The following is a 17,391-nucleotide window of genomic DNA, read 5'->3' as shown; positions in this document are numbered from 1 at the left end:
CGCCTACCAGCGCGACGCCATGGCCCGCAGCGCGAAATGGCGGCGCGGGTCAGGCAAGCCTGCTTCGGAGACCTTTTGCGGGTCTGCTACAGCCGCGTGCAAAACAGGTCCGGCATGGGCGGCAGGCAACAATGCGGCCCTCGCCTCCTTTGGAATCTGCTCCCGTTTGGCCCGCGCTGCCTTCAGGCGGTCCAGTGCTCCCTTGGCAAGGGCCGAAACCCCTTCCGCCGTGCCATCCAGTAGCGGCACACGGCCCGCCTCTTCCAAATTCGGAATCGCACAGAGCCAAGCGGCGATGCCGGTGGCATAGGCCACATCGCGCACAACCGCTTCCTCCGTCGCGCCAAGGCGGCGTGCGGCGACCCACATCAGATGGCCTGCGGTCTGGTCGATGTAGCGCTCGAAATGCGCAGCATCCTCGAAGGGGTCTTTGTAGATGTCCCACCGCCGCGCGGCGACAAGTTCATCCAGCAGTTCCGCATCCTCCGGCGCAATCGCACGGGACAGCGGCGTGGTGACTTCGTGACGCCTGACGGGACCGCCCTTGGCAATCTCCTCCAGCGCGTCGCGCCACCATTGCAGGCGCATCTCGGCGATCATCGCCTCTTGGGTGACCCATGGCGCGCGGGCCACTTCGACGTTGAAGGCATAGAGCGGGAAGAGCAGCTTGCGCGTCTCGACTGGGGCGGCCATGGCGGCGCGAAAGCGCCACGGGTCGGCGCGCTCTACCATGGCGGCGCAGGCGTTCAGGTTGGCGTCGAAAGTCATACGGGGCGCGCCACCGTCAACAGATAGCCAAATTCGTCCCGGTGCGCGCGCCAGCAGGCGATTTCCGCCTCAGTGGCATCAAGCATCCTCTTCAATTCGTCATCCGCACCGGGGCGCAGCTTTTCGATGCGGGCCTCTAAAGGGGTGTAGTAATTTTCCCAAGCCTCCTCCGACAGAACACGGGTCGCCACGACCTCATACCCCGCCGCGCGGACCCGGTCGGAGATGCCGTCCGCGTCGCTCATCGCTGGATAGTCGGCGCATTGCGCACGGGCTTCGTCCGAGGGGGCATCGGTCAACCAGCAAGGTTCGGAGAAGGCCACCACGCCACCCGCGCGGAGGGATTTGCGCCAGCGGCTCAGCGCCTCTGTCACGCCAAGGAAGTAGACCGCACCGGCGCACCAGATCAGGTCGTATTCATTGGCGATGGCGGCCATATCCGCGCGCAGCAGGGTGACATTGCTATCCGCAACAAAACGCCCTCGGGCGGTGTCGACGAAATGCGCGGTTTTATCGAGTGCGGTGACATGCCCCTGCGGGATCGCTGCGCGCAGGGCACCGATGTCACTGCCGGGGCCGCAGGCCACATCCGCGATCTCGGCCCGCGCGGGCAGGTCGACCTGTTCCACGGCCCAGTTCACGTCCGAAGGCTCCCCCGGCCCTTCGCGTGGCAGGTCGCGGTGCAGGGTGAAAAAGGCGGTCATATCGTCTGTCATTGGGCGCGGTCCCGGATCAATTTCCAACGTATCGCATCTAGCAGGGCCTCGAAGGAGGCGTCGAGTATGTTGGCGCTGACGCCCACCGTGGACCAGCGCCGCCCCTGCCCGTCTTCGCTGTCGATGATGACGCGGGTGGTGGCTTCGGTGCCGCCTTGGGTGATACGCACTTTGAAGTCAATCAGACGCATGTCGTCCAGTAGGCTGCTATATTTCCCTAAGTCTTTGACCAGCGCTTTTGACAGGGCGTTGACCGGACCGCGGTCTGCGCCGTCCTCGTCCAGAGATTCCGAGACCGAGAGCCGTTTTTCTCCGTCGACATCGACCACCACGACCGCTTCGGAAAGGCTAACCATCCGGCCTTCGGCATTACGGCGGCGTTCGACCGTAACGCGGTAACGCTCCACCTCGAAAAGATGCGGCAACTGGTCCATCACGTCGCGGGCGAGAAGCTCGAAACTCGCCTGAGCGGTGTCATAGGCATAGCCCTGCGCCTCGCGGTCCTTGACCACTTCCAAGATCCGGCCAAGCGCCGGATCCCCCTTGGCCACGGCCAGACCAGCATCACTCAGCCGTTTGCGCAGGTTGGACTGTCCGGCTTGGTTCGACATCGGGATGATGCGGGTATTGCCGACCAGAGCGGGGTCGATATGTTCATAGGTGCTGGGGTCTTTGGCGATGGCGCTGGCATGGAGCCCGGCCTTATGCGCAAAGGCCGACGATCCCACAAAGCCCGCCTGTTTCATCGGCACGCGGTTGAGGATCTCATCCAACATGCGGCTGGTGCGCGTGAGCCCGCGCAGCGCCTCGGGGCTCACCCCGATCTCATAGCGGCTGGCATAGGGCTCTTTCAGCAGCAGGATCGGGATCAGGGTGGTGAGGTTGGCGTTGCCACAGCGCTCCCCCAGCCCGTTGAGCGTGCCTTGGATCTGCCGCGCGCCCGCGTCAACGGCGGCCAGCGTGCAGGCCACGGCGTTTTCGGTGTCGTCATGGGTGTGAATGCCCAGATGATCTCCCGGAATGCCCGCCGCGATCACGGCGCGGGTTATGCGGCCAACCTCATCGGGCAGCGTGCCGCCATTGGTGTCGCAAAGGACGATCCAACGCGCGCCCGCCTCATAGGCCGCGCGGATCGTCTCAAGAGCGTAGTCCGGGTTGGCCTTATAGCCGTCAAAGAAATGTTCGGCATCAAACAGCGCCTCGCGCTCTTGGGCGACCAGATGGGCGATGGATTTGGCGATGTTGTCGGTGTTTTCCTCCAGCGTAATCCCAAGCGCGGTTTCCACATGGAAGTCATGGGTCTTGCCGACGATACAGACCGACTGCGTTCCGGCGTTCAATACGGCGGCCAAAACGTCGTCATTTTCCGCTGACATGCCCGCGCGTTTGGTCATGCCAAAAGCGGTGAGCCGTGCCGAGGTGGGCGGTGCCGCGTCGAAGAACGCGCTGTCGGTCGGGTTCGCACCGGGCCAACCGCCTTCGATGTAATCCACGCCAACGGCGTCGAGTGCTTCGGCGATCTGGCGTTTCTCGTTGGTGGAGAATTGAACGCCTTGGGTCTGCTGCCCATCGCGCAGCGTGGTGTCATAAAGCCAGAGACGTTCGCGCGTCACAACAACCCCTCCAACTGCGCCCGATCAAAGCCGGGCGGTGGGGTCAGTTTCACGCCGTCCTTGCTCATCTGGACTTCGATCCCGACAGAGGTGAGCGCGGTTTTGATCCGGTCGACCCGCGCGAAATCTTTGGTCTCCATCGCGGTGGCACGGGCATCACTCAGAAAAGCCTCGACATCGCTGAGATCCAGCGCCTGCACCGCGGCCCATTCGGGGATCAGATCATCCAGCAGCCCCAAAAGCTTCAACGCCCCGCGGAGACCTGCCGTATCGCCCGCATTCGACAGACGGTGGCATTCGGTCAGCGCACCGTGGGTGTTGAGATCATCGGCCAAAAGTGCCACCAGTTCGGGCCCGGGCGTCGCGGCCTCGGCCTCCGCCGCCTGAAGATACCATTTGCGGAGGGTCTTCTCGGCCTCCTCGCGCTTCTTCTCGGTCCAGTCCATCGGCTTGCGGTAATGGGTCGAAAGCATCACGAAACGGATCACCTCGCCCTGCACGCCTTGGTCCAGCAGATCGCGCACGGTAAAGAAATTGCCTAAGGATTTGGACATCTTCTTGCCCTCGACCTGCAACATCTCATTGTGCAGCCAGTAGTTGGCGAACCCGTGGCCCGCGCATTTCGACTGGGCGATCTCATTCTCATGATGCGGGAACTGCAGGTCGATGCCACCGCCGTGGATGTCGAAACGCTCCCCCAGCAGGTCATGCGCCATGGCGGAGCATTCGATATGCCAGCCCGGACGGCCCTGCCCCCAAGGCGACTCCCACCCCGGAGTGCCCTCATCCGAAGGTTTCCAGAGTACGAAATCCATCGGGTCTTCTTTGTAAGGCGCGACTTCAACCCGCGCGCCCGCGATCATGTCGTCAACCGACCGGCCCGAAAGCGCGCCATATTCGGCATATTTGCGCACCCGGAACAGCACATGGCCTTCGGCCTCATAGGCGTAGCCCTCATCGATCAAGCCGCGGATCATCGCGATCATCTGCGGAATGTACTGCGTGGCCCGCGGCATGTAATCGGGCTCCAGCGCACCGACGGCGGCCATGTCGTCGAGATACCACTGGGTCGTCTCGGCTGTGATATCGCCAATGCTGCGCCCGCTGTCGGCGGCGCGGGCGTTGATCTTGTCATCCACATCGGTGAAATTGCGCACGTAAGTAACGTGTTCGGGGCCATAGACGTGCCGCAGCAGCCGGAAGAGCACATCAAACACGATCACGGGCCGCGCGTTGCCCAGATGCGCGCGGTCATAGACCGTGGGACCGCAGACGTACATCCGCACATTCTGCGCATCGATCGGCGTGAAATCCTCTTTCTTCCGGGTGGCGGTGTTGTGCAGCTTGATCGTCAGGTCACGGGTCATGGGCAGGCGTCCTTGCGCGGGTGTGACGCGGGCTTGGCATAGTTTTGTCAGAATGGGAATGACGTGAACAGCGGCCCGCGAGGATGTCTCAGCGGGTAATGCAGCAAATAATGAGCGTTGCGGTGTTCATGACCGGGTTGTAGCAAGCGCGCCGCCCTGCGCCAAGCCCCTTGTCCGGTTAAGTTTTACACAACCGCTCCCCCCCCGCCTTCCCCGCGCGGATTGACAAAGCCTCAAGGCTCTGCCCCCTTGTGCGGAAATTTTCGGAGGCATCATGGATAGATCATCGCGCATCAAAGGGGTTCTGGCCGGAGGGTCCGACGGTTGGGAGGTGTTTCACAAGTCGCGTGCGATGATTGCGGCGGGGGTGCCCGTCACCGAGCTTACCATTGGCGAGCATGACATCCGCACCGCCGCCCCGATCCTGCAAGAGATGCATCGCAGCGCGCTCGCGGGTCATACCGGCTATGCCGCCGTTCCGGGCAAAGATGCCCTGCGCGACCGGATCGCAAAGCGGGCCGAGGAGCGGACCGGCGTGCGCACGACGCGCGACAATGTGGTGGTGACGCCGGGCGGGCAAGCGGGGCTTTTCGCGGCTTTCATGACGGCTTGCGATCCCGGCGATGCGGCGCTCTACATTGACCCCTATTATGCCACCTACCCCGGCACCCTGCGTGCAGCCGGGGCGCGGCCCGTCGCGGTCGCGGCGCGGGCCGAACACGGGTTCCTGCCCCGCGGGTCGGATCTGGCGGCCGCTGCGACGGGCGCGAAGGCCCTGTTGATAAACACACCCAACAACCCAACCGGCGTGATCTATGGCCGTGAGACTTTGACCGAGATCGCCAAGGTCTGCCAAGACCGTGATCTGTGGCTGGTCTCGGATGAGGTATATGACACCCAAATTTGGGAGGGCGAACACCTCAGTCCACGCGCCCTGCCCGACATGGCAGATCGCACGCTGGTCATCGGCTCCATGTCGAAATCCCACGCCATGACAGGCAGCCGCTGTGGCTGGATCATCGGCCCTGAGGACATCATCGCCGATATCATCGACCTCGCCACCCATACCAACTACGGCGTGCCGGGGTTCATTCAGGACGCGAGCAATTATGCTCTCGCTCAAGGTGATGCACTTGAGCGGGAGATCGGGGCACCGTTTGAACGTCGTCGGACGCTGGCCCATCAGGTACTGGCGGCGCAGAATGTGGTGCGTTTGGTGCCTTCGCAAGGGGCGATGTATTTGATGTTGGATATCCGGGCCACGGGGCTGAGTGGCAGCGATTTTGCCGACGCAATGCTGGAAAGCCTCCACATCGCGGTCATGCCCGGCGAGAGTTTTGGCGCGGCGGCGGCGGGCCATGTTCGCGTCGCCATGACCATCGAAGACAGTGCATTTGAAACAGCACTACGAAGCCTGTGCAGCTTTGCCGAAGGGCGCGCCAGCCGCGCGGCATAGGCCCATGAAAAGGCCGGCCCCCTTTCGGAAGCCGGCCCGTTCATCTGGGCGAGTTCCCTCGCCAAGACAGATCAGAAGCGCATGGAACCGCGCAGGGAGATCGTGGTTGCGTCAAGATCGTCGCCTGTGCCGCCTACGTCATCAAATTTGTGCTGCAGAACTTCACCACCGACTGTGTAGCGATCGGTCACTTTATATGTGACACCCACACCGGCGAAGGGGCCGGTTTCATCACCAACGTCGGTGTCGGCACGGGCTGCACCAGCTGTCGCATAGACCAGCGTGTTGCCAAAGTCGTAACCGGCTTTCAGCTTGGCACGGGCAACGGAGTCGGCGGCTGCGCCGCTGTTGCCCAGATCGATGTCGGTTTTGTCATAGTCGAGCTCACCACCCAGTACGAACTTCCCGAAGTCATAGTCGTAACCTGCGTGGAAACCGTAAGATGTGTCGTCACCGTCAAGCGCACCGCTGTCGCTGTCGATGTCTGTTTGGCCAACCTGAAGACCGGTGTAGAAACCTGTCCAGTTGCCATCAACGGCCACGGGGGTCGGCGCTGGTGTGAAAACCGGTGCTTCGACTGTGGTGTCTTCGAGCGAGCCTGCTGCGGCTGCGCCGGCCAGTGCGCCTGTTGCGATGAGGGCGATGCTCGCGATTGTTGTCGTGCGTTTCATGTTCTGCTCCTTAAATTCAGGTGACCTGCGATCCTCGCCGCAGGGTCACTCACGCAACGCCCCATCTAGTATTCGGTTTCATGTTTTTCACTTCACAGAATTGCGATGCGCTGATTGTCGCACATTTGCAACAATTGGTAGGCCAAGCACCGCTCAAGTTATGTATCAAATGCAAGAATAGTCCGGCGGAAAATGTAGATTACTTGGTATTATCAGAAGGTTGTCGTCGCAATGGCCATTTGAGGTCGAGCTTGGGCGCTTAATTTTGCCCCGCCTCGGCTTTTAAGCGAGAGACCACTCTTCCTATTAAACATCCTGAACCGCAAAAAGGGTCCGGACCTTTCGATCCGAACCCTTCCGAAGCTTTTGGGGGGAGAGGCAAAAGCCTTCTGTGTTAGATCATTCCTCTACTGGCGCTGTCGGCAGCATGCCGGACTCGCCCGCGCCCTGAATCTCTGCTGCATCCAAACCACCATCAGCGTTCAAATCCATGACCGAGAACTGCTCGCCGGTGATCTCAGGGTAGACCGCCTGCAATTCCGCCACGCTCAGCAGACCGTCGCCATTTGCGTCTACTTCTACCGTGTCGGCTAGGACGAAGGATGGCACCGCGAATGTGGCTGCTACGAGGGCGGCGGTTTTGGTCAGTCGTGTCATTTTGATACTCCGTTAGGTTTTTGAGGCGAAGGCTTCGGGCGCCTTCATAGTGTTAGACGCGCCCATCGCTGTTTGCGTCCGACCACCCCAAGACCCGCGCGGGGGTCTGCCGATTGCAGCCCTATGGTTAAGCGGCCCCTCGCCCAAAAAGCCCCCTTGCCCCGCGTCGGCGGATTTCGCGTACTGGTTGTGCGCTCAGAAATCAGCATCCTGCCCCAAACGCAAAATAACGAGAGGCAGAGATGACATCAGATACAAAAGACCCGCTCACCCCCCTGTGGCCTCGGCTAAGCGCCCGCGCCCGCCGACTGTCGAACACGGCAGAAGAAGCAGACGACCTGTTGCAAGAAACCGCGATGAAGTTGATACAGACCCTGCGCGATGGCACCGTGATAGAGACGCCCGACCGCTATGCGATGATCACTTTACACAACATCGCCCGACAACGTTGGCGGCAAAAGCGAGAGACAGAAGAATTAGCCGACGATATGGCCCTTACGCCCCCTGCCGCCCCTGCCCGGCTTGCCTGCGCTGATCTTCGGGACGCGATTGCGCGGCTGCCGCCCGAGCAATTGGCGCTGATGCAACTGGTACAAGACGGTGAAAGCAGCCCGCAGGCCTTGGCCAACCAAACCGGTTTGCCCCTTGGCACCGTCATGTCGCGGCTGGCCCGCGCCCGCACGCGGTTGCGGGCAGAGATGGACATGGCGGCAGATACATCGGTGAAGGAATTGATGTAGCGCCATTACGGCAAAGCTTGCTGTTAAGATCGAAAGGGTTATCTGCTTGTCTTGTTAGCAAAATGGAGCAAGCCGCACCCGATGTCTTGGATCACCACACACTTAGAAATTGTCATCATCGTGGTCCTGACGCTGCTGGCGGCCATCGTTATTTTGCAGCAGCGGCGCACGCCGCAATCGACCGCGGCGTGGCTGTTGTTTATCATCGCCCTGCCGTGGGTCGCGGTGCCGCTGTTTCTGGGCCTTGGCTTTCGCAAACAATCCTCCCGCTATTCCCCTGTGCATTTTCTTAAAGGTGACACCGGCGGCCCGCCGCCGCACCCGGTGCATACGCTGGATGCCACAATGCAGTATTTCGGCTTGCCTGCTGCCGCGCAGGGGCAAGACCTGCGGCTGTTGGGCGATCCAACCGCGGCGCATGAAGCGGTAATGGCGCTGATACAAGGGGCCGAGAAACAGCTAGATGTGCTGTTTTATATTGTCGCCAATGACGAGACGGGGCGGATTTTTGTGGATGCGCTGACCGAACGGGCCAAAGCTGGTGTGAAAATACGCCTGCTGATGGACCGCTTGGGCACCCTGCGCGGCCCCGCTGCTGCCTTGCGTCGCCTACGTGCGGCGGGCGGCGATGTGCGGTTTTACTCTCCTTTGCTACAATTCCCCGGTTCAGGGCACCTTAACCTGCGCAATCACCGCAAGATGATCATCGCCGATGATGCCCGCGTTTTTTCAGGGGGCATGAACATTGGCGCGCATTACCTCGGCCCCACTGCACGCGCGGATGGTTGGACCGATTTGGCCTATTTGCTTGAAGGGCGTGCAGTGCAGAGCTTTGGGGATGTCTTTCGGTCCGATTGGGAAGTGGCCAGCGGCGAAACGCTGGAGCCTGCGCCATCGGTCGCTGCTGACACGGGCGGCGGGGCAACCGTTCAATTGGTCCCGTCTGGCCCTGACATTACCGAAGATCCCCTGCATGACGGTCTGATCCGCGCGCTGCATTTGGCAGAGGCACGGATCTGGTTGGTCACCCCCTATTTCGTCCCGACCGAGGCACTTGGTGCAGCGCTCACAACGGCGGCGCGACGCGGAGTGGATGTGCGCATACTGGTCCCCGAACGCTCCAATCAGCGGCTCGCGGATTTTGCCCGCGGTGCCTATCTGCGCGATCTGCATGAGGCCGGGGGCCATGTGCTTTATTATCAACCGGGGATGATCCACGCCAAGGCCGGGATCATTGACGATATGGGGCTGGTCGGCACGGCGAATTTCGACGTGCGCAGCATGTTGCTAAACTTCGAAGTGACGCTTTTTGTCTATGACGCGGCCACGGTCGCAAAGTTGCACGATTGGTTTGCCCATCTGTCAGAACATTGCGCCATGGAAAAGCCGCCCACTGGGATGATCCGAAAGGTCGCCGAAGGGGTTTTCCGCCTCGGAGCGCCAATACTATGATCCCCGCCGTAGCCCCGCAATCGCTGCGCATCGTCAGCTATAATATCCGCAAAGCCATGGGCACAGACCGCCGCCGTGATCCTGAGCGGATTATGCGTATCATCCGCAGCCTGCATGCCGATGTGGTGGTCTTACAAGAAGCTGACCGTCGCCGTGCCCCGCGCCCATCTGCCCTGCCGCTGGACCGCGTGGAAAAGGCCACTGGGATGCGCCCCGTGCCGACCCCCAGTGACGTGAGTATTGGCTGGCATGGCAACGCGGTGCTGGTTCGCCCCTCGGCCAAAATTGACCGTGTGGCGCATCTGACACTGCCCGGGGTAGAGCCGCGCGGGGCAATGGTCGCGGACCTAAACATCGGCTCGCGTCAACTGCGGGTCATCGCCTCGCACCTTGGCCTTTTGCGCCCCTCGCGCAAAGAACAGTTAAGCGCCATGATTGCCCATCTCGACGCCTGCGCCGCCTGCCCGACCCTGATCGCCGGAGACCTCAATGAATGGTCGCAAAAGGTCGGGCTTGGCCGTTTGGCGAAGCGTTTCACCATTCACGCGCCGGGCAAAAGCTACCATGCACGGATGCCCGTAGCCTTTCTTGACCGGATGGCTTTGGATCAGCATCTTTACGTGCGCCAAGGCGGCGTGGTCGAGACCTCGCAGACCCGCCGAGCGTCAGACCACCTGCCGATCTGGCTCGACGTAGCACACCGCTAACGCCGCTTACCCCGTGGCCCACGCAAGTTCGCCCACCATCATGTTGCAGGCCTGCTGGGGCGTGGAAAAGGCAACCTGCATATCAAAGGCCATGCGCACATCCGCACGCGCCTTGGCGATTGTCGTATCGGTCGCTCCCAGCCGGCGTGCCGTCGCGATATTCTTGTTCGCATCATGGCGCAGCTTCTGCACGCTTTCATAGCCGCCCGCAAATCCGGCACATTGCTTGGCGGTCAACTCTGCCGCCGCCGCTCTGCGCGCCGCCGCCTCCATTGGCGAGGCCGGAGGCTCCACACATGCCGCCAACGAACCGGCGAGAAATCCTATTAAAGCAAGACGTTTCATCAAATTCTCCCTTTCCCACTCTTGATAGGGAGAATCTGGTTTAATTTTAGTTAACGGATGAATGGCTGATCTTCGAAAGTTAACCTTTGCGGTCTTCCGCAACCTTAAATCCGCCCGTGAGACAGAGAGAACAGGCCCAAAGACCTGCCATAGGTTTTTCAGTTCACGTCATCGATAGATCGTAGGCCCAGTCGTCGGGGCGGGCCTTGCGGCCCTGCCCCTGCCCACCCTTTTCGGGTGTCCATCTTGCCATAGTTCCTCCTATAAGCTTTAAATAATCCTTTACTATCAATGCCATTATGACATCCTGCTATCAAAGATTATCCACTTTCGGGGCAAAGGTTGTCCGAAATACTACTTTAGGCATCTGGCAAAAAAATAATCCGCCGAAGCGGATAATTTTACAAGATAGAATCTATGAGCTCCTTACTGCTGGCCGGCGATCACAGGTGGCTTTCGCGAGCGAATATGATCTAAATTTGACGCAACAAATCTGATGCCATTAACAGCGGCAACGCTTCCTACTCGATAGGCTTTGAGGTTCCCGGAAAGTATGCGAGAAATAATATAGCCGGTGCTCCTTCCAGTCATTTTTGCCGCCTTGGTAAGGTCGACCTGGTCCGGGTTACTGGTATGCAGAAACGGCAATCTATCAATCTGGTCTAAGAAGGATTCCAAATCTCTGCGAGAAAATGCCAGCATTCCGATGCCTAATGATGCATCAGCTTCAATCATAGGGCTTATAACCTTTTCCCTATACAGACTTCCGGCTTGCGTTCTCGAGCAGCCGATTGCTTCCGGCAACTGGTGTAGCGACACACTGTCGATGATATCACGGCAGAGCTGTTCCGCCTCTTCCACAGGAAATACAAGCCGATGTGCAGCCAATTCCCAACTGTCCTCATCGGCGAGACCAGACCGCACTAGAATCTTCCGCAAACGCTGCAAATGAAGGCCAGTTTTGATCGAGAGGCTATAAACCGAATGCAACCGGCGGCTTTCAACCCGTTCACCTAGTAGCACAGCATCGGGCTCGATGACGATTGTGTTCAAGATATTCTCGCGCAACAGTCCCCTTATGGGACCGAATTCCGGCACGGGGGAGGTATACGCTAGCCATTCATAAAGACGGCCATAGACGGCTTTAGGACCTGCCTGCCCCGCTGTTGTCGTCGACATATCCGCGATCCTTGACAACGCTTCCATCACGGCTTTAACGCCTTCGCGGGCAATTCCAAACCCATAGGCACCCGCCTCCCTCCAGTCCTCCGAAGACAAAGCTCTGTGAGAAAAGGTCAACCCATGCAAAAGCGTCGCGCCAATCATTTCACACGCTTTCACACCCTGCTCTAAAGTCTGACTATCCAACCATTCTCCAGCGTCAGATGGCCTACCAGAAAGCCGAGCTACGACGCTCAATTCTAGAGCTGTCGGCACTTGTGGCTCCGCCTTTAATTGGGCGATCCGGGAAAGCGACGTGAATACAGATGCCGGTTCCCCATCGTTGTGTAGGAACGATGGTTCTACCAGTCGAGAATGGTGGCGTGCGCAGCACTGCACCGGGCGCAATCTCCACGAGAGCTGTCCTTTGACCAACCAAATACGCCCTTCCATTGCATCTTCTTGTAAGCATTCCGGACAAACAAAAGCACCCTCTGGTCGAATGAAATCGATACTGCAGGGATCCCCACGAAGTTCGCGGTATCTCGCGACCCTTCGAATCCAACCAGCTTTTAACCTAAGAGGGGAGATCCCTGTGGTTTCTGACAGCTTCGACAAAGCGCCGTCTGCACCAGTTGAAAAGTCGCCTTGCGTGATACCCAGGTCTGCAAGCAGACTGGGGCCATCACGACCGGTATGGAATTGGGCAAGCCTCCGGATGTAGGAATCAGCCGTTTCGTCATCGTCGTAGGCAAGGTGTGGATGCAGCTGTTTGTTCATACCGACCATCCCTTCTTTTCAAGGATGTCTTTCAGTTCCGGCCACGCCTCGGGGTCAAACGGACCATCATCACTGAATCCGCGTTTCAAATCATAACTACGTCGGAAATCATCCAACCTCAGCTGACCATCGCCGCGCCGGAGTGCCCTGCCCATTGCTGCATGGCTAAACTCAATCGACCGCCCCATGCTTCCACGGGTTGCGAATTCCAGCCGTTCGACCAAGTGTAGATCAGATGGAGGAACGAGTTTTACAAATGAACAACAAAGATCAATGAACTGCCTTATATCCCGACGATCCTGATCTGTTCGGATTGGCCCCAGGCATACCCGTTCAAAGCGTCCGTCGGTTTCGCCATCGGTCCTGACCTTATCATCCAGGACCTGAATGCCAGAGACAATCAATGCGAGGCCCCTATCCCCTTGCATCAAAGATTTGAGCCGCCGCAGGACCGGAGCAACTTCTTTCTTGATCTCAAGCATGTGGTGAGCCTCATCAATCCAGAGGACAGTGATCCCCAACGTCGCAAGACGGTTTACAGCCATGTTCCAGACTTCTGAAGTCCTCCACTTTGAGTTGACATTGTGATAACCGGTCTGCGTCAGGATATCGGTGGCGACCCCTTTCAAAGTAGCTTCAGCGGGAACGCGAATGTAAAGCGCCTGACCGGGCTCGATACCGTCTGTGAGGCCTATGCCCGGCTGTCGCGTCAAATTTCGCCGGATGAGCGCCGTCTTTCCGTCGCCGGTGTTCCCGGTAACCAGCACCCCCCGCGTCTCTTTGACCAGCCCAAAGCGTTGGGGCTTCGCAGTTAACATTCCCTGCTTGTCCGTATCGAGGATTGCTAGGAGGGCTTCTTCCAAGAGCTGGTCCCGCTGGTTTTTCATATAGCGTTCGCGCAGCCATGCAACACAAGCGGATGGATCATTCAAATCGACATTGAAATTAAGCTTTGAATGAGCTTCAACAGGCTGACCTTTATGTGATTGTTGGGTCATTCCATGATATCTCCTGCATCGGGTTTCTGCGGGGGTTTTGAAGAATTGCTTGCCTTGTCGGTTGGCGAAGCAGCCATTCCATCACTAGGTGTCACGATATCATCGAAAAGGTCCTTAGCTTGGTTCAGATCACTGTTCACCGGGAACGTGTGGCGACTGAATTCTTTCGATCGCGCTGCACGTTCAGCGCCCGAGGGGGGAACTGGCATGAGCCCGCGGAGGCCAGAAAGTTCGGCAGTTCGAGCATCCGCTTCAACAATGTAACGGTCGCGTTCCTCTTCTCCACGGGTATGTTCAGCGTCCACCCGGGCGATAAAGATAGCTAGTTCATCATAGGAACGGTCAGCCCATTGCTCATCTTTGCAATGAGCTGTGACCCATTGACCGTTCGGCAACAGAACTTCTACCCTCCCTATCCGTTTATGCCACCACCATACCTCCAGCTTTCGTTCTGCTTCGTTAAGGAACCAGTCAGAGATTTCTGGAGCTATGTATTGAAGGCCATACATAGTAACGCCTTTCCGGCTCACTATACGCTCGTGCCGATCACCAAACGCCTTCCGTAGTCGTGATTCATCATTAAGGACAAGGGGTGGTATCTCAGCCACCGCTCGCTCCCATGTATACAATGGTGCGCTGCGCCCAATTGTTTCCGGCTTCGTCGTATGATGGACATCGACGATCCATCGAACCAGCCATTGCAGGAATTCATCAAGCGTAAGAGTCGCGCGCTTTTCCGGATCGTTCTCTCCCTTCAGCACAACATTCGAGAATGTTCTGCCAGTGAACTGTTGGAGAAACTTTGCGCCAAGGGTTGCAAAGAACCTCTCGATCCAGGGTTTTAGAAACGGCTTGCCGGCTGGAACCGCAAGATTAGTAATCCCGGCTGCCGCAAGACGTAGATACATTTCATTGCTCAAATTCACAGCAGCGCGATCCAAGGCCAGCGTCTGAGGATGCCCATGCATTGGCCATGCATTTACAGCCCCTGCAGCGTCCGCAATCGGCTGTTTGTCTAGGTAAATCATCTCGATCGTCTTGACCGTGAGATTCATCGATCCCGCCACAGCTATTTGAAGCGCCACGATCGCACCGCTGTAGACATCAATTGCAGCCGAAAGGATCAACCTTTGCGCAGCGCCAGTTAGTCCGAGTGCAATCTTTTCTCCTGAGGTCAGAAGCGTGTCCAACTTGAGCAGGCGCAAGAACACCATCAAGTCGACAGTATATTCATCAAGCTCTACACGTTGCAGAACTCTGTCAACCCTGAGACCCTGTCCCAACGTATGAAGATCGCGATAAGCTACCGTCATTCCCCGGGTCCGGGTCTTGTGGTCAATCGGCGCAAGACGCGCGATCATGTTCCAGACTGACCCATACCCCGGCACAGGAAGATCATCGGCGCTTGAGCCTTTTGAAGCGAGCTTCCGGTTTTCGGTTCGAACCCGTGCTTGGACCGACCTACAGATTCCCGCAATTGAGGGACGCTCCTCGTTAAGTCTAAGACCAACTACCTGTTCCATTATTTCGACGACCTCGGTGGGAAAGCGGCCGTCGCGCCGGCCGCAATCGCGATATGCATCGAAGCCCCGGACCTGCACGGTTTCCTTTGCCTTCCGCCACCACCGGAAGATCGTTTCTCCGCATTTTGGAGGGAATTTCACAGATGCTGGCTGCCCCGCTCGCTCCGAATTGGCTGTAAGTCGCAGTCGTTCGACCTCAATCGCAAGCCCGCGGTCGGCGATCTTATCATAGTTCCTGGCAAAATCTGCCCTAAACGGTTTAAGGGACCCGTCATCAATGAACTCCTCGGCTGCTGAGATGTAGCAATCTCGCCAATTCGCACGAGCAAGTTCTGCTGGACGTGGCCCAGTTGCAGATGAAAGCTCAGGCGGCTGGAGACAGAGATGAGAAGGCAACGACAAGAGCTTCATTTGACCACGCGCCAATGCCCTGCTGATTTGCTGCGTGGTCAGACGATCGGAGATTGCTGATACAATCTCGCCCGTGTCGAGATCAATATATTCCTCCCAAACCAGTTCGCAGCCCGCAGCGTTCGTGCGATACACTTCACCAACCCTACCTTTAAAAAGGATTTGCGTGCCCTCGGCCAATTGAAACGGCGTGCTGCTATCAAACTGTTTCATATTGAACCCAGTTCGATAGGCGATGAGAGCGTTAGAAGTCCGGGTGAAAGCGCTTTGATTTTTCCAAAGCGTATCAGCCGGATAACGCCATGAAACCCTTCATAACCAATTCCAGACTTGCCCAAAAATTCTCGAATAGTGGTTTCACCTTCAATCTGATCCAATGCAGCTGAGAGGCGCTGATCAAAGAAGGGTTGAGCAAATCTACAAGAATGAAATTGCTCCACACGCATGAGCAGATTGAGCTCCAGAATGTCCTCTGTCGCAATAACGACCTTATCTGCAACTGACGGGATGGCGGCGAGTGCAACTCGAGCAGCGATGTCCTGAAACTTGGCGCCGTCAGCAACATACTTTTTCTTAACAAGGACAGCGGTTCTAAACTGACCTTCTTCTGTCACGATGTAGTCAATGTAGTGACGTGCCACTTTACCGTCGGGTTTAATGAAAGAGACCTCCACTTGTTCGCAGACATCAATCACTCCGGGTCGATAAATGGAGATCAAGGCAATATCATGCTCTAGCTTGCTGCCAAACCCCAGGGTCTGGCCCTGCCCTTTTTCCTCACCAAAAGTCAGTTCACCAACGAAGTGGTTTGGGGTTTTTCTAGCAAAGGGCCTCATTGCTCGACTAGGCTTTGGCGGCTGGTAGCAATGGTGTTCAACTACAATCATTTGTGCTGCCTCCCCATGAAAATTGGAGAGCACCAATGAGGCGACATTTGAAGCAAACACTGACCGACCGAGCAGCTCCTTTCAGTTTCATTTGTGTAATCATTCCGATAGTCCGAGTTTTCGCTCTCGGTGACGAAACCACCGAGTATTTCTGTTTGACTGGACTGCTGACTTCGGGCTAAATAGCACCTGTTAGTGAAGGCGACACAGTCGTCGAGGATATACAAGGCTCAGACCCTGCAAGGTCTGGGCTTTTGTAGTTTAGGTTTCATCTACAGCATCATTTGCTCCTCTTTTCTTGGCGGTGCTTGCTTTAACTAGGCGGAAATGACGACTTCGGCTCGCCACTATTCTTTTGCTCGCTATTCGAATGTGCAGACTCGCCGATTCGAGTCAACAAATTGATTTTGCTCAGTTTTGTGATTTTTTGGTAGGTTATCTTTTTTCCAGCGGTCTGCTGGATGACCTCTGATCTCAACAGGTTTCCAGCCTCATAAGAACCGGAAAATTCAACAGTGCAATCGAGCTCACTCGATACCGCAAGCGACTCGTTCCGGATGCTACCGATCATAAAGCTCACTACGAACAGATAGTCCGCGTAAAAACGCATATGGAAATAAAAGTATGACACGCGCAATAGCCCGACGATTGTTTGATCGATGGACCTATTGCCGTATGACCGCACAGTCTGGCTTTAGGGTTTGAGGGTCCCGTTTCCGCCCCCTCACTTTAAGTAACTCAGATGATGTCCTATACCCGCCAGGCTCTAAAAGCGTCCTGGTTTCCTGAAGTTGTGCCTTCTCCGATGACTATCTCAATCATAAGATTATCAGGCGAAAGAGTCGAATCTAACGTGAAAGAATCGACATTAATTTTCGATTCCGAGTTTTTCGCCTATAATCAAAGGCAAAAAATTTTGTTGGAAATTTATGGTGCTTAAGAAATTGACGCGCTTGAGCTTCAAATTATCCGATAAAACAAACATCTCTTGCGCTCTGAACGCCGTTTCAGGTCCGTGACGATTCGGCGACAAGAACTAGCATTGTGAAATGCAGAAATTGCGTTGCACATCAAGGTGACCCTTTGATGTTGTCATAGGTTAGCTTCGCAGCTGTTGTCGAGGGTCACACCACCGCCGC

Annotated in this window: 15 protein-coding genes; 4 read left to right on the top strand and 11 right to left on the bottom strand. The window is 57.3% G+C overall.

Annotated features, from left to right (window positions below; all coding sequences use genetic code 11):
• Positions 1 to 3: 3 nt before the first annotated feature.
• From ACSQ16_RS10575 to cysS, 4 genes are read right to left on the bottom strand one after another with little or no spacing between them, the layout of a single operon-like run.
• A complete protein-coding gene (locus ACSQ16_RS10575; protein WP_243260681.1) occupies positions 4 to 768 on the bottom strand; it encodes a squalene/phytoene synthase family protein in 765 nt (254 codons plus the stop codon).
• Positions 765 to 1,484, bottom strand: a complete 720-nt coding sequence (locus ACSQ16_RS10570; protein ID WP_243260683.1) for a class I SAM-dependent methyltransferase — start codon at positions 1,482 to 1,484, stop codon at positions 765 to 767. Before ACSQ16_RS10570 ends, ACSQ16_RS10575 begins: the two co-directional genes overlap by 4 nt.
• On the bottom strand, positions 1,481 to 3,097 hold the full coding sequence (cimA, locus tag ACSQ16_RS10565; RefSeq protein WP_243260684.1) for a citramalate synthase: 1,617 nt from the start codon (positions 3,095 to 3,097) through the stop codon (positions 1,481 to 1,483). The genes ACSQ16_RS10570 and cimA overlap by 4 nt, the downstream gene beginning before the upstream one ends.
• Complete coding sequence (gene cysS, locus ACSQ16_RS10560; RefSeq protein WP_243260685.1) at positions 3,094 to 4,464, bottom strand: cysteine--tRNA ligase; 1,371 nt, start codon at positions 4,462 to 4,464, stop codon at positions 3,094 to 3,096. The genes cimA and cysS overlap by 4 nt, the downstream gene beginning before the upstream one ends.
• Before the next feature lie 274 nt (positions 4,465 to 4,738).
• Here cysS and ACSQ16_RS10555 point away from each other — a divergent pair, with 274 nt between their 5' ends.
• The gene (locus ACSQ16_RS10555) at positions 4,739 to 5,920 is read left to right on the top strand and encodes a pyridoxal phosphate-dependent aminotransferase (protein ID WP_243260687.1); all 1,182 of its coding nucleotides are present in this window, start codon (positions 4,739 to 4,741) and stop codon (positions 5,918 to 5,920) included.
• Between the two features lie 71 nt (positions 5,921 to 5,991).
• Here the strand turns inward: ACSQ16_RS10555 and ACSQ16_RS10550 are convergent, their stop codons facing one another.
• Positions 5,992 to 6,591, bottom strand: a complete 600-nt coding sequence (locus tag ACSQ16_RS10550) for an outer membrane protein (RefSeq protein ID WP_093926069.1) — start codon at positions 6,589 to 6,591, stop codon at positions 5,992 to 5,994.
• Between the two features lie 399 nt (positions 6,592 to 6,990).
• A complete protein-coding gene (locus ACSQ16_RS10545; RefSeq protein WP_093926068.1) occupies positions 6,991 to 7,248 on the bottom strand; it encodes a hypothetical protein in 258 nt (85 codons plus the stop codon).
• A gap of 242 nt (positions 7,249 to 7,490) precedes the next feature.
• Between ACSQ16_RS10545 and ACSQ16_RS10540 the strand changes: the two genes are divergently transcribed.
• The 3 genes from ACSQ16_RS10540 (at position 7,491) to ACSQ16_RS10530 (ending at position 10,147) form a co-directional block, all read left to right on the top strand.
• A complete protein-coding gene (locus ACSQ16_RS10540; RefSeq protein WP_243260688.1) occupies positions 7,491 to 7,988 on the top strand; it encodes an RNA polymerase sigma factor in 498 nt (165 codons plus the stop codon).
• An 81-nt stretch (positions 7,989 to 8,069) separates the two neighbouring features.
• Positions 8,070 to 9,440, top strand: a complete 1,371-nt coding sequence (locus ACSQ16_RS10535) for a phospholipase D-like domain-containing protein (protein WP_243260689.1) — start codon at positions 8,070 to 8,072, stop codon at positions 9,438 to 9,440.
• Positions 9,437 to 10,147 carry an endonuclease/exonuclease/phosphatase family protein gene (locus ACSQ16_RS10530; RefSeq protein ID WP_243260690.1) on the top strand — a complete coding sequence of 237 codons (711 nt, stop codon included), beginning with the start codon at positions 9,437 to 9,439 and terminating at the stop codon, positions 10,145 to 10,147. The genes ACSQ16_RS10535 and ACSQ16_RS10530 overlap by 4 nt, the downstream gene beginning before the upstream one ends.
• A 6-nt stretch (positions 10,148 to 10,153) precedes the next feature.
• Here ACSQ16_RS10530 and ACSQ16_RS10525 read toward each other — a convergent pair whose 3' ends face one another.
• From ACSQ16_RS10525 to ACSQ16_RS10505, 5 genes are all read right to left on the bottom strand, one after another.
• On the bottom strand, positions 10,154 to 10,492 hold the full coding sequence (locus ACSQ16_RS10525) for a hypothetical protein (RefSeq protein WP_243260692.1): 339 nt from the start codon (positions 10,490 to 10,492) through the stop codon (positions 10,154 to 10,156).
• A gap of 426 nt (positions 10,493 to 10,918) precedes the next feature.
• Positions 10,919 to 12,433: a TniQ family protein gene (locus tag ACSQ16_RS10520; RefSeq protein ID WP_435988784.1), complete on the bottom strand. Its 1,515-nt coding sequence runs from the start codon at positions 12,431 to 12,433 to the stop codon at positions 10,919 to 10,921.
• The gene (locus ACSQ16_RS10515; protein WP_435988783.1) at positions 12,430 to 13,431 is read right to left on the bottom strand and encodes a TniB family NTP-binding protein; all 1,002 of its coding nucleotides are present in this window, start codon (positions 13,429 to 13,431) and stop codon (positions 12,430 to 12,432) included. The genes ACSQ16_RS10520 and ACSQ16_RS10515 overlap by 4 nt, the downstream gene beginning before the upstream one ends.
• Positions 13,428 to 15,578 carry a hypothetical protein gene (locus tag ACSQ16_RS10510; RefSeq protein ID WP_435988782.1) on the bottom strand — a complete coding sequence of 717 codons (2,151 nt, stop codon included), beginning with the start codon at positions 15,576 to 15,578 and terminating at the stop codon, positions 13,428 to 13,430. The genes ACSQ16_RS10515 and ACSQ16_RS10510 overlap by 4 nt, the downstream gene beginning before the upstream one ends.
• The gene (locus ACSQ16_RS10505; RefSeq protein ID WP_435988781.1) at positions 15,575 to 16,252 is read right to left on the bottom strand and encodes a hypothetical protein; all 678 of its coding nucleotides are present in this window, start codon (positions 16,250 to 16,252) and stop codon (positions 15,575 to 15,577) included. Before ACSQ16_RS10505 ends, ACSQ16_RS10510 begins: the two co-directional genes overlap by 4 nt.
• Positions 16,253 to 17,391: the final 1,139 nt, after the last annotated feature.

Origin of the sequence: Sulfitobacter sp. SH24 (assembly GCF_965641895.1) — a bacterium.
GTDB classification, from domain to species: Bacteria; Pseudomonadota; Alphaproteobacteria; order Rhodobacterales; family Rhodobacteraceae; genus Sulfitobacter; species Sulfitobacter dubius.
This window is presented reverse-complemented; position numbering and strand designations above follow the sequence as displayed.

Coding starts and splice junctions, on each gene's coding strand:
- ACSQ16_RS10575 (WP_243260681.1), bottom strand. CDS start 768: ATGACTTTCGACGCCAACCTGAACGCCTGCGCCGCCATGGTAGAGCGC.
- ACSQ16_RS10570 (WP_243260683.1), bottom strand. CDS start 1,484: ATGACAGACGATATGACCGCCTTTTTCACCCTGCACCGCGACCTGCCA.
- cysS (WP_243260685.1), bottom strand. CDS start 4,464: ATGACCCGTGACCTGACGATCAAGCTGCACAACACCGCCACCCGGAAG.
- ACSQ16_RS10555 (WP_243260687.1), top strand. CDS start 4,739: ATGGATAGATCATCGCGCATCAAAGGGGTTCTGGCCGGAGGGTCCGAC.
- ACSQ16_RS10550 (WP_093926069.1), bottom strand. CDS start 6,591: ATGAAACGCACGACAACAATCGCGAGCATCGCCCTCATCGCAACAGGC.
- ACSQ16_RS10545 (WP_093926068.1), bottom strand. CDS start 7,248: ATGACACGACTGACCAAAACCGCCGCCCTCGTAGCAGCCACATTCGCG.
- ACSQ16_RS10540 (WP_243260688.1), top strand. CDS start 7,491: ATGACATCAGATACAAAAGACCCGCTCACCCCCCTGTGGCCTCGGCTA.
- ACSQ16_RS10535 (WP_243260689.1), top strand. CDS start 8,070: ATGTCTTGGATCACCACACACTTAGAAATTGTCATCATCGTGGTCCTG.
- ACSQ16_RS10530 (WP_243260690.1), top strand. CDS start 9,437: ATGATCCCCGCCGTAGCCCCGCAATCGCTGCGCATCGTCAGCTATAAT.
- ACSQ16_RS10525 (WP_243260692.1), bottom strand. CDS start 10,492: ATGAAACGTCTTGCTTTAATAGGATTTCTCGCCGGTTCGTTGGCGGCA.
- ACSQ16_RS10520 (WP_435988784.1), bottom strand. CDS start 12,433: ATGAACAAACAGCTGCATCCACACCTTGCCTACGACGATGACGAAACG.
- ACSQ16_RS10515 (WP_435988783.1), bottom strand. CDS start 13,431: ATGACCCAACAATCACATAAAGGTCAGCCTGTTGAAGCTCATTCAAAG.
- ACSQ16_RS10510 (WP_435988782.1), bottom strand. CDS start 15,578: ATGAAACAGTTTGATAGCAGCACGCCGTTTCAATTGGCCGAGGGCACG.
- ACSQ16_RS10505 (WP_435988781.1), bottom strand. CDS start 16,252: ATGATTGTAGTTGAACACCATTGCTACCAGCCGCCAAAGCCTAGTCGA.